The organism is Chitinophaga sp. (genome assembly GCF_039596135.1).
Lineage (GTDB): Bacteria > Bacteroidota > Bacteroidia > Chitinophagales > Chitinophagaceae > Chitinophaga.
In genome coordinates, this window is the sequence record NZ_JBCNKH010000034.1 from 58,393 (window position 1) to 74,740 (window position 16,348).

General features: G+C 46.0%; 8 protein-coding genes. 1 reads left to right on the forward strand and 7 read right to left on the reverse strand.

What is annotated here, in order from left to right; translation table 11 throughout:
* The 7 genes from ABDW16_RS19285 to ABDW16_RS19315 form a co-directional block, all read right to left on the reverse strand.
* The gene (locus ABDW16_RS19285) at positions 1–3,276 is read right to left on the reverse strand and encodes a SusC/RagA family TonB-linked outer membrane protein (RefSeq protein WP_343671994.1); all 3,276 of its coding nucleotides are present in this window, start codon (positions 3,274–3,276) and stop codon (positions 1–3) included.
* A gap of 9 nt (positions 3,277–3,285) precedes the next feature.
* Entirely contained in the window at positions 3,286–5,466 is a 2,181-nt protein-coding gene (locus ABDW16_RS19290) for a fasciclin domain-containing protein (RefSeq protein ID WP_343671996.1), read from the reverse strand.
* A gap of 242 nt (positions 5,467–5,708) precedes the next feature.
* Positions 5,709–6,887 (reverse strand): AGE family epimerase/isomerase, encoded by a 1,179-nt coding sequence (locus tag ABDW16_RS19295; RefSeq protein WP_343671998.1) that lies wholly within the window; start codon positions 6,885–6,887, stop codon positions 5,709–5,711.
* Positions 6,888–6,897: 10 nt separating this feature from the next.
* The gene (locus ABDW16_RS19300) at positions 6,898–8,187 is read right to left on the reverse strand and encodes a sugar porter family MFS transporter (RefSeq protein WP_343671999.1); all 1,290 of its coding nucleotides are present in this window, start codon (positions 8,185–8,187) and stop codon (positions 6,898–6,900) included.
* Positions 8,188–8,267: 80 nt separating this feature from the next.
* On the reverse strand, positions 8,268–10,112 hold the full coding sequence (locus ABDW16_RS19305) for a family 20 glycosylhydrolase (RefSeq protein ID WP_343672000.1): 1,845 nt from the start codon (positions 10,110–10,112) through the stop codon (positions 8,268–8,270).
* 174 nt (positions 10,113–10,286) lie between these two features.
* Positions 10,287–11,858 (reverse strand): SusD/RagB family nutrient-binding outer membrane lipoprotein, encoded by a 1,572-nt coding sequence (locus ABDW16_RS19310; protein ID WP_343672002.1) that lies wholly within the window; start codon positions 11,856–11,858, stop codon positions 10,287–10,289.
* An 18-nt stretch (positions 11,859–11,876) separates the two neighbouring features.
* Complete coding sequence (locus ABDW16_RS19315) at positions 11,877–15,068, reverse strand: SusC/RagA family TonB-linked outer membrane protein (protein ID WP_343672004.1); 3,192 nt, start codon at positions 15,066–15,068, stop codon at positions 11,877–11,879.
* Between the two features lie 463 nt (positions 15,069–15,531).
* Between ABDW16_RS19315 and ABDW16_RS19320 the strand changes: the two genes are divergently transcribed.
* Complete coding sequence (locus ABDW16_RS19320) at positions 15,532–16,347, forward strand: ROK family protein (protein WP_343672006.1); 816 nt, start codon at positions 15,532–15,534, stop codon at positions 16,345–16,347.
* Position 16,348 lies beyond the last annotated feature (1 nt).

Below are 16,348 nucleotides of genomic sequence, written 5' to 3' on the forward strand. Positions count from 1 at the left end.
TTAAAAACTTGCACTGATACCCATCAGGAAATTTTTAGCAGGTGGTGTGAGTGCATTGTCCACCGGGTAAGCGAAAGGATCATTGTCTCCCTTCATGGACACATCCGGGTTTTGTCCCTTGTACTTTGTCCAGGTAGCGAGGTTTTCTACAGTGAAGTAGCAACTCGCATTGCGGATATTCAGTTTGTCCAGCACTTTTTTTGTGAAGTTGTAACGAAGGGTCAGGGATTGCAACCTGATGAAAGACGCATCCTGTACATACCTGTCTGAACCTAACCAGTTGTAGCCTGACCTGTAGAGTGCCCTGGGTATATTGGTTTCATCGCCCGGGTTGCGCCATCGCTTCAGGACTACGGTACTTTGGTTGTCGTAGCCATACATATTGCTGGTGATCATATCGGCCCTGTTTACCAGCTGGTAGCCCACCCTGTAAACGAAGTAGGCAGTGAGTTTCAGGTTACCCCTGAAGGTGATGTTCGGACCAAAACCACCGGTTACTTTAGGAATACCATTGCCGAGGTATACAATGTCTTTATTGTCGATATTGCCATCGTGGTTAATGTCTTCATACATCGCATCGCCAGGTTGGAATACGTAGTCAGTGCCGGGATAGTTGAAACGCATATAGAGCGTCTGTCCATTGGCGCCATCAATCTTTTTTCCACTGGCATCTCTTACAATGGTCGCATCTTTATCTTTGTACACACCTTTGTAGCGGAAGCCATAGTAGGAGCCGAATGGATTCCCTATTTGCAGGTAAGTTTTGTACACCCCATTCTGGTTGATGGCTACGTTATTTTCTCTTGGGAAGAATTCAGATATTTTGCGCACGATATTCATATTGCGGGCAATGTTCAGATCGAAGCCGATCGTCCAGTTCTTACTGCGGTAAGGAATGGTATTTAACAATACTTCCCAGCCCTGGTTATCCATGGTGCCCACGTTCATAGCTACCTCTGAAAAACCTGAGTAGGTAGGGATCTGCAGGTCTTCGTAGAACATATCTTTCGTGCGGTTGCGGTAGGCTTCCACATCGATACGGATCCTGTTTTTTAGTACCCACAGGTTAAAACCCAGGTTTGTACCTACAACCGTTTGCCATTTCAGGCTGGTCAGTTCCATATTGGAAGGATATACACCAGACATGCCTAAATAGGTGTATGAATAAGGCTGATAGGTATTGAAGTAATTCCATACTGCTTTGTCAGGAGGCGCGGCGCCACTCTGGCCATAGGAGGCCCTGAAACTGAGGTCGTCTATGAACTTGTACTTCCGCATAAATTTCTCACCTGATGCACGCCAGCGAACGGATACAGAGGGGAATAAACCATAGCGGTAATCGGGACCGAAACGGGAATTACCATCACCTCTTACACCTGCATTGATGATGTACCGGTCCAGTAATCCATACTGCCCCTGTAAGAGTAATCCCACACTCCTTGTTCTGCCAGAGGTGGATTCAAGGTCAAGGTCAGCGTTTGCCGTACGGCTGGGATTAGAAGGATCCTGGAAATTGGAAGAAGCCGTATTGGAAGTAAGCACATTGTGCGTTACATAACTCCGGTCTTCTGTTTGCAGGGATAACAGTGCCTGCAGCTGGTGTTTCTGTGTATTGCTTTTAGGTGTATAAATGAAGTTTGTTTTTGTGTATACATCGAATATATCCCCATCACTATTCCCGGCCCTGTTCACCACGGTTTCAGTAACAGGACGGCCGGTAGCTACCTGTGGCAGGAAAGTCTGCGCCTTGGTATTGTTGATATCGAATTGTACATCGAAGGTGGAAGTGAGTACAGACGGAACGATATCGTACTGGATGTTGAACTTAGGTGTGATACGTTCTCCCTGTTGCCTGTAAAGGCTTTCCATGACCATTGCTACAGGGTTGTAGGTGGTGTAATAGTAGCCTTGTATGTTGGAGGCTGGCGACAGGTAATTTGGTGTTACGTTGCCATATTCATCATATTCATAGATGGCCATATTCGGCATCTTGGTATAAGCGATACCGCGTACCTGGTAGTTTTTGTCAGGCACATAATTCAGGTGGTTATCCACATGTGTGTAGGTAATGTCTGAGCGGAAACGGATACGGTTAGATACGTTGTAGTCCAGGTTGATCTTGGAAGTGATCCTGGTCAATGCTGTACCTTTTGTGGTGCCTTTCTGATCGAAATAACCAATGGATGCATAGTAGCGGGCTTTTTCACCACCGCCTGTCATAGACACATTATGATCCTGTGAATAACCAACGCGGGTGATTGCTTTTACCCAATCCGTATTGTTGCTATAATTATAATACCAGTACGGATCAGATGGGTCGTACAGGAATTCTTTATTCACATTGATATTCAGCGGCAGACCGTTGGTGTTCGCAATTTCTTCGGGTATGAGGGTAGAGTACTGATCTCCATTCAGCAGGGGAATATTGCGTGGTTGCTTGCCAAAAGTACCTTTAAAATTATAGGTGATAGCAGGCTTGCCTATCATTCCCCTTTTGGTAGTAATGATCAATACGCCATTTGCAGCGCGGGAGCCCCATACAGCAGTGGCAGCAGCATCTTTCAGTACGGTAATTTCTTTGATATCGGAAGGGGCTATGTTGAGCAATTGTGCATACCCCTGTTCATCTGCACTACCAAAGTTAAAATCAGAAGGTACTTCGGTATCATAGGGCATGCCGTCCAGCACTATCAGGGGATTGGCAGAACCATTGATAGAAGCTGTACCACGAATGCGGATAGACATTCCGGCACCGGGGTCGCCGGAAGTGGTGCCAATATCCACACCGGGCAATCGACCCTGCAAGGCCTGATCGATAGAGGCAGCAGAGAGTTCTTCCAGTTCCTTTGCCTGAATAGTAGCGGTAGCCAGTGTGGAGTTGCGCGCATCGATATTCAAACCAGTACCATTGTTCACCGTTTGCCGCGCCACCACATTAAATTCGTTCAGATCACGGGTATTGGGCTGGAGCTGTACATTGATGGTATTACGGCCATTGATGCCCTGTACAATGGTCTTATAGCTGATAAAAGATACGGAGAGCTGGTGCTGCAGGTCTGCCACACGAATGGCGAAATTGCCATCTATATCGGTGGCTACACCGGTTACGGTACGCTTATCCTTGTCCAGTTCTACGACCGAAGCCCCGATCACAGGCATGCGGGTAGTGGCATCTGTTACCCGACCACGGATGGTTTTCTTTTGTGGTAACTGTTCCTGGCGGGCAAACAGTGCAGCGCTGTATAAAAGACAGATGATAAACAGCAGTTTGTTCATAACAGTTTTTTATTTTCCTCTGAGGTAGTGGGTAATGGCGTGGATAACGGTACGGGCAGAGAGGTTGTTGCTACGCGTGTAATCCAGGTATGCAATATCATTGAATGCATCTCTGAGCTCCATACTGTTTGGTTGCTGACTGTTGATAAATATAAAAGAGAGATCACCGTCGCTGGTCTTCATCAATGTTTCAAAGGCGCCTTCTTTTTTACCATCAGGTACTACTGTGTTGCGGTTCAGGATGTGAAAGTTGATGAACTGCACCACCTTATCTTTATCCGCATCTGTAGTGGGTGTATAATTAGGTGTGCCGGTCGTTTTATCACCAGGCAATACACCATCCTGCACTGCTTGTGTGATGGCGCTGTTCACAGGTACAAAAATGGTATAATTGGTGCCGGGCACTGTGCCGACGATATCTTTGGTGGAGGCGGTCCACAGCGTAGAGTTCTTCAGATACTGGAAGAAGCTGTTGAAGCCATTAGGATCATTAGCAGCGAGATTTTCCAGGTGGTAACCGATTGTATGTTCAGTGAAAGTGAGCAGCCCATCTGTGTAAAGCACCTGCCCATTGACAGCTGTAGCAACATTATTGATGTGCAATACGGTACCTGCATCTGCATTGCCACTGGCCCATACAGTGTTGTTTTTGTACTTGATGTATTCACCATTCCATGCTTCTATAATACCTTCGCCAGAGAGGTCGTCCATCTCTCCATGATTAGTGGTAAGTATGGAGGTTTGTAATATGCGGTATACCCTGTCCATGGCCCCGGAACCATATTGAATACTGCTGCCGGGAGCGAGGTAAGACCAGTCATTTCTTTCGGAGCTCCAGTCATATCCGGCAGCGCGCAGCTGTGCGTCCGGCATCATGAACATGGTATATTTTATACTGGGATTGATGATGGAGTATTTTAAGTCAGCATCCAGTGCACGGGTCATGAGTGAATAGTCTGGATCCAGGAAAGCTTTGGCATAAATGGTTCTGAATACGTTGGCATCCTGCACGGTATTAATACCATAGAAGAAGCCGTTGCTTAATACCTTTTTGTCTATGATGTTTGCCTGCGTGAAGGTGGGCACTTCCTGCTGACTGTTCGTGGTATGGCTCATTTTATTTGGCCATACCGCCGTTTGCCACATGTGTGCATTCAGCAGGTTTGTGAGTACAGAAGGTGGTGCTGCTTCGAAAGTATTGTAGTGTTCCAGGATGGTTTTTTCGTAAGGAATGAGTACATCATTGGTGGGTACAACAAGTGTCCAGCCTGACTTTTGCGCATCTGTGCCGGAGGCCAGATAGTTCTCATTATTGGGTGAGAAAGCCAATGCAGCACTATATACTTTTACGAAAACAGAATCTGCATTGCCGCTCAGCACCGTGTTGCGATGCGTGATGTCTGCATTGGACTGGTAGGTAACGAGTTTTTCCAGCAGGCTACGAAACTCGCTATAGTTGGGATTGGAGGCGAGGTACCTTTCCAGGTTATCCAGCGGAGTGATGACCTTATCAATAGTGTGGATAATGCCATTTTCGGCAGGGATATCTGCTTCCAGTACTTTTGCATCTGCTACATTGAAACCGCTAAAGGTAGCACCGGGATAGAAGTAATTATAATCAGCCGCACTGAGTCCGTTTTGCGACAGGAATCCATCTATGAAGTAAGGGATGTTCTTATTATTATTGTCATTAGCAGCATAAAAACCATTTCTGTTAGCGGCAATGAGCAGGCGGCCATTTTCGGAATATACCCAGTCGTAATAAGCAGTTTTGCGTTTGAAGGCCTGGTTGGTATCTGGTCCGGCACTTGTTTGGTAGTCTACCAGTTGTTCTTTTCTATAAGCATTATATACCAGTTCGTAGGCGACTATTCTTCGGGCATGGGCAGAGTCGATAGCATCATCGCCACTGAGACCGTTGGCCCTGAAATAGTTTTCGAAAGCAGAGTCATTAGGGGCAAAGAAGGTCCAGTAACCGGCTTTGCCAAGAATGTCTTTGTATCCTGCTTTGTCGATAGTAGCCAGGAGATGGGTGAAGTTTTTACGGGCTTCAAGTTGCTGGTATATTGGTTGTGCCAACCAATCGGGACGTCCATAGTAGGCATCGAACTCCTTTTTTCTGCACGCGGCGATGGCGAGCAAAAGGAATCCCACACCAAAGACCAGGGATCTTCGGAACAGTATTTTCATAACGAACTATATTTCAGGGCATTTTGTAGAATGCTACATTTTGGTCGATATTGGAATTTAGAAAGTCTGGAATTTTTATCCCCCGCGCTTTTATTACAGTCAGAAAATGTGCTATTGTATCAGTAAGGCTAAGTTAGAGTGGCACTGGATAATAAAAAATGTAGAATAGTACTATTGTATGGAATAATTGACATTTGGGGGGATGGAATAATTGGTGTGAGGATGGAAAATTATACAACTACTCAGGGCAATGCCCTGAGTAGTTGATAACAATACCATTCCTGCCTGGGCAGGTGAAAAGGGCCTTTGAACAGGTTCCCTTTCAGTGAGACAGATTTACTGCCATCTTTGTGCAGGTACCCGAACCACTCCCCATGTTCTTTGTCATGAAAATGAGCGTAAGCGTATTCATGTACCTGTTTGTGCCAGCTGGCATACTTTTCATCCCCGGTCAGGGTCCAGGCCAGTAAGGTGGCTATAATCGCTTCGTTGTGCGGCCACCAGAACTTCATATCGTGCCAATACTCCTGTACCGGCTTATTGTATACATCCCGGAAACTGTACAATCCTCCCTGTTCCGGATCCCATCCCCGCTCCCACATGTAATCGATCATTGACAATCCTAATTTTAACAAGCGTTTGTCATGGTTTCTGTAAATAGCCTCGTGGAGTATAAACCATCCTCCTTCTATGGCATGGCCCGGATTCAGCAGTCGGCCATCAAAATGATTGGAGATCTCCCCTTTTTGAGTTACCTGCTCCATCACACACCGGATATCATGCTTTACAAAATCCCTTTCCAGTTCATTTATCCACTTATCTATCCATTCATCGCAGCGGGGATCCCCGATCGTCTCCCTGATCATCTGGGCAGTATTGATCATTATTATAGGTACACCTGCTGCTTTCATGCCCCTGAGCGGGGTAAATTTTGGGGGTAATAAGCCCGGCGTGCTGGCATACTGAATACATTTCCCAAAAACCTCCCTGGCTTCGGCAGCGATCTGCTCATCGCTGGTTGCCTTTGCATAGGCGGCAAAGGCAATGGCTGCGAAAGTTTCAGAAAAGAAATAGCGACGCTTACGAATAGGTTTGCCATCCCTGGTTACGTGGAAGAACATTCTTCCATCTGCATCAAAACAATGCTTTTTCAGGAAATCATAACCCAGTTTTGCGCCTTCCAGCCATTCAGCTTTCGGCGTCACTGTATTATATAAGGTAGACAGCAACCAGGTTGCTCGCCCCTGTATCCATACAGCCTTATCATCGTCTAATAATGCGCCGTCATGATCGCGCATCAGCAAAAACCCACCATACTCTTTGTCAAAAGAACGTGGAAACCAAAAGGGAACGGTATCCTGGGTTAACTGTTGGTAATAGAACTCCTGTAGTTGGCTGATGTCTTCATTCGTATAATTCATTTTCCCGTTTTTATATGGTATGGTACAATTCCTCGACCTTTTCCAACGGTACTCCTTTTGTTTCAAATATATACCTGCTTACAAACCATACCATGCCTGCATTGAACAGGGCATAGAGCAGGAATGTAGGGGCTGGCCCCAGTTTAGCCAGTAATACCGGAAAGGTAAAGGAGATGACAGCATTCATCGTCCAGTTGCCAAATGCGGCCACTGCCGTGGCGCTGCCCCGTATGCTGTCGGGAAACATTTCGGCGATGTACACCCACAGGACCGCCCCCCAGGTACAGGCGAAACCTCCGATGTACAAAAAAACTGCTATCAGTACAAAATAATTACCCAGGTGATTTGTATAGAACAACCATGCCACTACCAGCATACAGGCACTCATAAAGATGGAACCTGCCAGCAGCAGCTTCTTCCGCCCCACCCTATCTATCAGCCAAAAGGCCATGATGGTGAAGATCAGATTTGCAATGCCTGTGAGCATGGTTTGGAATAGTTCAGTGCCACCCATTTTTGTCTTTTCAAAAATGAGGGGTGCATAATAGAAGATGATATTGATACCTGTGAGATGCGCGATGGAAGCAAAGACGATTCCGATGATGACTACTTTCCTGTAACGGGATGCGAATACTTCTTTTAGGGTAGTAGCTGGCCTTTGGGACGTAGTTGGTATTTCATACGTATCATACAATCTTGTCATTATTGCTTTTGCTTCTTCTACCCTGTGTTGCATGAGTAACCAGCGGGGACTCTCCGGCACCAGCATCAGTAATAAAAAGAATACGACAGCGGGTATGACTGCTGCCCCCAACATTAAATGCCAGTGAGGCACCCCAATGAGATAATTGGAAATAAAAGAGCATAAAATACCCACCACGATAGCCAGTTGTTGCAACATACCCAACCGCCCGCGATAAGCAGGTGTCGACACTTCGGAGATATACACCGGCGCCAGTGCGGAAGCCAAACCGATGGCCATACCGCCTATTACCCTATAAATGACCAGCTCTGTGATGGAAGTGGCGATTCCACTACCTGCCCCGGCTATGATAAACAAGATGGCAGTGAGCAGCATGATCTTTTTACGTCCATACCGGTCAGACAACCTGCCGGATAGTAATGCTCCCGGTATGGAACCAATGGCGGCAGCAGCCACCACCAATCCTATGGTAGTGTCATCCAGGCGAAAGAAGGCCCTGAGCGATGGTAGGGTGCCAGCAATCACAGCAGTGTCAAATCCAAACAATAAGCCCCCGAATGCTGCCACGGCAGCAATCAATATGGTGTATTTCCTCATGTGATCTGATTGACGGGTTGGGTTGCCCTGAAAGAAAAGAATACCTTCCTCCTTTGCTGAAGGAAGGTATTTTTATTCAATTAATATACGTGACGTTTCTCATCCAGCCTTTTAGCCAGGTCTTCTTTGGTGATATCTACCTGTGCACCTACCGGCTTGCCGTTGCGATAGGTGATCACTTTCAGGATATTGGCACCAATAGGCCACCTGAGGGGCTGACCCGTATATTTTGGATAATGTGCGTCAGGGTTGGTATTATCGAAGCTGTAATACAAATCCAGTCCTTTGATCTCAGTAGCCAGGTTTACTTCATAATCGTAGCGATTAATTCTCACCGGCCTGAAGATCACATTGTATACGCTGCGGGCATACTTGATATCCGCTGCATCCAGTCTTTTGAAATGTTCTTCCAGTCTTGGAATGAAGTCGTCCCAGTTTCTCTTTGCTTTAGGACTCCAGTATACTTCAGAGAGCGCGATGGAACGGGGCCATACCATGTATTCCACATGGCGGAATACCGGCACAGATTCTGTCCAGAGGTTACCCTGCCCGCCCAATATGTATTTTTCATCTACACTATCAGGTACCGGATCGTAGTTGTAGGAATCAGACAGGCGGCACATACCATAGGTAGGTGGTTCTGCGGTCTGCTCCCCCTGATACAGATCCAGGTATACAAAGTCCCATGGTGTCATCACTACGTGATGATTCATTTTAGCAGCGGTAATACCACCACTCATACCCCGCCAGCTCATCACGGTTGCTTCAGGCGCCAGACCACCTTCCAGGATTTCGTCCCAGCCGATCATTTTTTTGCCTTTTGCTTTGAGCATGGTTTCTATTCTCTTTACAAAATAGCTCTGCAGTTCGTCTACATCTTTCAGGTGCTCATGTTCCATCCTGGCTTTACATTTAGGACAGGTTTTCCAGAACCCTTTGTAAGCTTCGTCTCCGCCTACATGGATGTATTTGGAAGGGAACAATGCAGCGATCTCGGTGAATACTTTGTCCAGCACGATGAAGATGCTATCGTTGCCTACGCAGAGTACATTGTCTTCGCGGGTATAGAAATCGCGGCCTGCATTTACCCTGTAAGGCAGCTGTGTGCAGGAGAGGTTAGGATAAGATGCAATCATAGCCAGGCTATGGGCAGGTACATCTATTTCAGGTAAGATAGTGACACCCCTGGCAGCTGCATATTTCAGCAGGTCTTTGATATCATCCTGTGTATAGAAACCGCCATCTGTCGTTTTCTCATTTGCCAGGTCAGCAGGCAGTTTACCCCAGCGACCCGTGCGTGGTACCCGCCAGGCCCCTACGTTTGTCAGTTCCGGGAGACTCTTGATTTCTATACGCCATCCCTCATCATCCGCCAGGTGTAGATGCAGGGTATTGTATTTATAGCGGATCATCTCGTCGATGAACTGCTTTACTTCTTCCTTTGTAAAGAAATGGCGGGATACGTCCAGCATCAATCCTCGCCATCCAAAACGAGGATAGTCCAGGATGTCAGCACAGGGCATGGTCCAGGCTACGTTCTTTACTGACTGGCTTTCGATATCCGGAGGCAACAGCTGCAGGATGGTCTGTAAACCGTAGAAAATACCTGAAGTGGTATTGGCTTTCAGCACTACTTCGGAAGGGGTTACCTTCAGTGTATAGCCTTCGTCGCCAATCGCGTCATCTGCTTTTATGTTTAGTTCAAGGCGGATACGTTTCTTACCGCTATTGCTGCGTTTCAGTTCATAACCTGTGCTGGCCTTCAGTTTGGTGGTGAACCAGTCTGCTGTTTCCTTTAATTTGTTATCAGAGAGAGATAAGACAGTAGTATTATCCAGCGTAAATTCTCCGCTTTGCGCCGTCACCTTCACAGGCTCGGGAATGATTTTGATTCTGCCTTCATTCGCATACGTACGAACCATCATCAGTACAAAGAATAGAATTAGTCCGCTCCTTGATAAGAGCAACCTTAACCTAAAATCTAACAATCGTGCTGTAGTCATAATTTAAATTGAATTGCTTAACAAATTAACGATAGGCGATAAGTATAATACTTTTTCCCTACTATTCGTAATCTGTGTGATGTGTGGTAAAGCGGCTTACTGTGCGGCATCCCACCACATCCTGGACGTCATTTTATCTCCATCAGTATAGCGGCTCACTGCTTCGTTGTAGTTGGTCGCATTGATCGTAGCTTCTGATGTAGGATAAGTGAAACGGCGTGGGATGGTACCATTCGTCACGTTGCCATAGTATACCACTGGCGTGAGCACAGGATAACCACTTCTTCGCCAATTGGACCACGCTTCGTATTCGTCCATGAAAGTAGCAATCCAGTATTGGGTGTTGATCATTTCGTACCCGTTGGCAGCATCGTAGGGATGTGCAGCGAGGTATGCTGTAATCTTGTCAGCGCTTACACCAGTACCGGCACCTGTTTGTGTCAACTGGTTCATAGCGGCTGTTACACCCGCAGTATAGTAATCTGCTGCATTGCCGGAGATCCAGCCTCTCTGGGCGGCTTCGGCCAGCAACAGCTGGTTTTCAGCATGGGTTAAGATAAAGGTAGGTGCATCTTCACGTGCAAAGGTGTACCTGTTTACCACAGCATATCCATTGATGCTGCCGGGATAGTTGGAAGCAGTAGAGATGTCGGTGGTAGAGCCATTCTGATCGTACCCATTTGGCATACCCAATTGCTTAGCCCAGGTAGTATCACCATAATCAAATCCACTGGAACCAAAGGCGATAGATGGATCTGTACATACGGTAGTGAAATAGATGAGACGTGGATCCGCATCATTCTTCAGCATATCTACAAAAGTCTTGCTCACACGACTGGCATTTGGATCCTGGTACACGAGGATTTCACCATTACCATTGCTGGCATCAGTTGTTACAGCATCGTGCTTGATGATGGCATTGTCATCATTGCTGGTGAATAAACCACCTGCTACAGCTGTCTGTACCCAGGTTTGCGCGGTAGATGGATCTACTTTGGTCATGCGCATAGCAAGACGCAGCATCTGGGAGTAGGCGAGCTTTTTCCACTTAGCTACATCGCCGGCGTAGATCAGATCTGCACTACCTAAGGTATTAGATGCACTTGCATCGAGGGTAGTGGCTGCTTCCTGCAGTTCGTTCAGCATGTCGGCATAGATGTCTTTCTGCTCATCGTATTTAGGATAGCCATTACCTGTACTGTAGCCCTGTCCGGCTTCGGAATAAGGGATATCGCCATACAGGTCGGTCATGCGCTGGAAAATAATAACTCTCATAATCCTGGCGATGTTGTATGCGTTGGCTTTAGTAGCATCGTCTTTGAAGTTATTGATAACTTCCTGGATATCGGTCACCGCGTTGGGATACTCTCTATCCCAGTAAGCAGAGTTGTAGCCTGCGCTGTAAGTATATTTATCTCCATTCCAGTAGCTCTGTAAGGAAGACAGGTGCTGGATCATGACAGAACAATAGATGAGACTATTGCGCCATGCTTCGTAATCTGTACCGGAGGTGTACACCTGTGCACCAGTGAACAGCAGGTTGTAATCCATGCTGCTGGAAGTGATATGATTCGGATCGTTGTTGATGGATTCAAGGTTCTTGTTACAACTGCCTATGGCCATTGCGAGGGCTAAGGCGAGTGTACTCCTGCATATATACTTCTTCATTACCTGATTTTTTAATTGTTAGAATTTTGCGTTCACATTCACACCGAAGCTCCGGGTTGGAGGCATACCGTTCAGTTCCAGACCCTGCCCGTTTGTATTATTGTAGGCAGATTCAGGATCGATGTTTGGCGTATGTTTCAGCAGGGTAGCCAGGTTCCTGGTCACCAGGGAAACATCGATGCCTTTGAAGAAATGATCGCCCAGGACAGTAGCAGGAATTGAGTACCCGATGGACAGTTGTCTCAGCTTGATGAAGCTGGCATCGTATACAAATTCTTCCGCGATATTGTTGGAGGAAGCCAGGTTAGTCCAGTAAGTCTGCGCATCGACTGATGTGGTATTTACTGAGCCATCTTCTGTCACACCTTTACCAACGTAACCACCGTCACGACCCTGCAGGGTATTCTTATGCTGGCCTGTGGTATATAATGAGAGGTTAGTACCGGAGTATACTTTAGCACCGAATTTGAAATCGAACAGGAAGGAAAGAGACAAGCTCTTATAGTGGAATTCATTGTTGAAACCACCGGTTGTTTTGTATACACCAGATCCCAGCGGTATTACAGTAGTGGTGCGCAGCGGCTGACCATCTGTACCGAATACCTTGTTGCCAGATGCATCTCTGCGATATCCATAACCCATGATCTGACCGTAGGCCATATTGAGAACGTTGCTTACAGTCACACCATCACCGTTTCTTGGTACAGCACCTTCGATGGCCAGTGAGTTTACACCTTCACCTAAGTACAATACCTTGCTGTTATTGAAAGCCACGTTGACTGACGCATCCCAGCTAAAGTCTTTGCCTCTTACAGGTGCACCGGTGATCAATAACTCAATACCCTGGTTCCTGATTTTACCTACGTTCATGATGGCGGCAGAGTAACCGGAAGCAGTACTGGATGAAACAGAAGCGATATCATCTTCGGTTTGCTTGTGGTAGTAAGCTACATCAAACCCAACCCTGTTATCGAGGAACTGCATGTTCAGACCAATTTCTTTTTCAGAAATTTTCACTGGTTTCAGGTTGGCATTTGGCACAGTGGTATTGGTCACATAACCTACTGATACACCAGTGATGGTATACGTTTGCAATCCATAAGTGAGATAGTTCTGATAGGCGGAAGTACCGTTGGAAGCACGCGCCAGGGAAGCTCTCAATTTACCGGTAGACAACCATTTAGGTGCATGAATCAGTTCGCTGAACACGAAGCTGGTGCTTACAGATGGATAGAAGTATTTGTTGCTCTGTGGATCCAGCGTAGAGAACCAGTCCTGACGACCCGTGAAGTTCAGGAACAATAAATTTCTCCATCCAAAATCAGCTGTACCATACAGGGAGTTGACACGATAGTGTGCATAAGTCTGTGTATAAGCCCTGTTCGCAATATTGTTGGCAGTGTACAGGTAGGGAATGATGAATGGAGAAGCAGTACCATCGAGGCCGTAAGACTTGTTGATATTGTCCTGTGAGTTGCCACCGAAGGTAGCATTGATAGAGAAGTCTTTTCCTACTTTTTTATCGAAACCCACCAGGTAGTTTACGTTCAGCTCGCGGTAGTTTCTTTCGTACTCGGTGAGCTCACCACCATTTGTATAGGCAGTACCGGTAGGTGTTACTTTACGATAGTCAAGGATGTAGCCATCGCGGGATACAGTTCCCTGTGCATACAACCAGTCAGTAAAGTTATACTTCAGCGTAGCAGCAGCAGTGAGCCGGTTCCTGTCGGTGTTGTTCATGTGCTTGTAAGCGAGGAAGTACGGGTTGTTGAAATAAGTACCAGTTGTAGGAGTCAGTTCCACGCCTGATGATTTCACCATTGGTTTCAGCCATTCCACATCGAAGGTAGTAGGCAGGTACATCAGTGTCGCATTGATGTTCGTAGAAGCATCAGACATCAGTGTTCTGTTTTTTACTCTTTCGAAGATGTAGTTGGCAGTAACGGTGAGTGACAGTTTTGGGGTAATGTTGTAGACCGTATTCAGGTTGATGCCTTGTTGCTGCATACCGGAATTAGGTACTACTGAGGTGTTATACAAATTGGAAAGGCCGACACGGTATTTAATCTTGTCTGATGCGCCACTGAGTGCAGCAGAAGACTGGTTGTTGATACCTGTGCGGTAGAAATTTTTCCAGTTATCCTTGCCTACGCTGGCGCTGTATTTATAGGTATCGCCCAGGAAGTTCACCGCATCAGAGCCATCCATTTTAGCGCCATAGCTATAATAAGTAGCTAAGGCAGCATCCTGTGTGGTGGGCTTGATACCTTGTGTACCCTGACCGTACACGGTTTGCAGATCGCGGTAGTCGATGATGGTATTGGCGGTGAAGTTATTATTGATTTCGACCCCGATACCTTTCCCTTTCTGACCGGATTTGGTGGTGATGAGGATTGCACCGTTACCACCACGGTAACCATAGAGTGCTGATGCGGCAGCACCTTTCAGCACCTGCATATCAGCGATATCGTCAGGATTGATGTTTGACAGACCATCGCCGAGATCCACACCACCCCACTGGCCGGCGCTTCCCTGGTTGGTATTGTCAAAAGGTACCCCATCTATTACATATAATGGCTGGTTATTGCCAGTGAGGGAAGCATTACCACGAATGATTACACGGCTGCTACCGCTTGGACCGGTGGCGTTGTTAGCAACGCTCACACCTGCTACTTTCCCGGTCAGTGCATTACCGATGTTTACATCTCTGGATTGTGTAAAGGCGGTACCGGAGAGCTGTGTAGTAGAGTAACCGATAGACCTGTTTTCTTTTTTAATACCCAGCGCTGTTACCACTACGTCATTGAGCCTGGTGGCGCCTTCTTCCATTTTGATGGACAGTGTGGTTGTGTTATCAGTAATTGGTACCTCCTGTGTGGAAAAGCCGATGAACGAGATGACAAGTACATCGCCCGGGTTCGCATTGATGGTGAATTCACCTTGTGGGTTGGTAACCGCCCCTTTGGATGTTCCTTTAATAGAGATACTTACGCCGGGTAAAGGCTGTCCGGTAGCAGTAGTGATTTTACCGGTGATCTCCTTAAAGAAACGGGATTCTGCTACACGATTGTAGAATGCGGAGTAACCGTTTGTAGCGGCTCCCAACTGTGCAGACACGAAAAATATGCCGGTCAGTTTTAAGAACAATGGTGTTCTTACATTGCGCTTCCGCCGGGCATAGGGAAGTCCACAAAGATTTTTAAAATTCATACCTTTGTTTTGTTTGGATTATGTAAATAAGCGGTCCTGACTAGATTCTCTAAAGCTGTCGGCTGTTTGTCTGCTACCGCCAAAGTGGTCATAGTGGGCAATCCAAATCCTGTCCGGGAATGCTCCAACATTTCCGGATTTTTTTTGGTATCCCCCCAAAGTTGCACCTGAGATAATCAGGTATCAATCATTGTTCATTGCTAATAATAAATTGAAGGATGTTTTTCATTGTTTCATTTCGTTTTTACGACTTAAGACTTTGGAATTTCCTTTATGCTCTTCTCAAATTTAAAAAAATTATTTTAACATTTCCTAATTAATAAAATATTTTATTAATTAACTTTGACTAACAGAGAAAACAAACTAAATAAAGGGCTATATAAGATGATAAATTACTAATGCATCGTTTTTCTTACTTTTATAAAATAGAAATTTCTATATTTTACGTTTCACAACTATAATAATGGCCCAGCACAATCTTCTAGCCGAGATACATAGTGAGGATATAACGGGTGTAGCATACAAGAATCTTTCGCTGAAAAAAGAAATTCTGTCACATTTTACGAATGTAGGTAATGCCACGATTACTGATTTGGGTAAAATTCTGAATGCAAGTACCCCTAAGATCACTGAACTGATTACAGAACTCATTGAGACAGGTTTTGTCAAAGACTATGGTAAAACAGAATCTGCGTCTATCGGGCGAAGGCCGAATACATATGGCCTGGCATCGGATTGCGGATTTTTTGTGGGAGTGGAAGTGAAGAATAACCATGTGAATATTGGTTTACTTGACTTCAGGAAGCACCTGATTCAATTTAAGGACAAGATTCCTTATGCATTGGAGAATACACAGGTATCGCTGGATGAGCTGTGTAAGATTATCAAATCCTTTATTACTGCGCAGAAAATGAAGCCCGGGAAGATACTGGGTGTCGGTATCAACCTGACGGGCAGAATTAATTATAAAACCGGGCAGAGTCATAGCTATTTCAATTTCTCTGAGGAGCCATTGAGTAAGATCATGGAGAAGAGATTGGGCATACCTGTTTTCCTGGAAAATGATACCCGTGCGATGGCATATGGGGAGTTTACCAGTGGGGCTGTGGAAGGGGAGCAGCATGCGCTGTTTGTGAATATTGACTATGGGATTGCGGTGGGGATTATGATTAATGGGGAGTTGTATTATGGTAAGTCGTGTTTTGCAGGCGAGTTTGCCCATATACCGTTCTTTCACAATGAGATTATTTGCATATGTTGGAAGAAGAAATGTTTCTAAA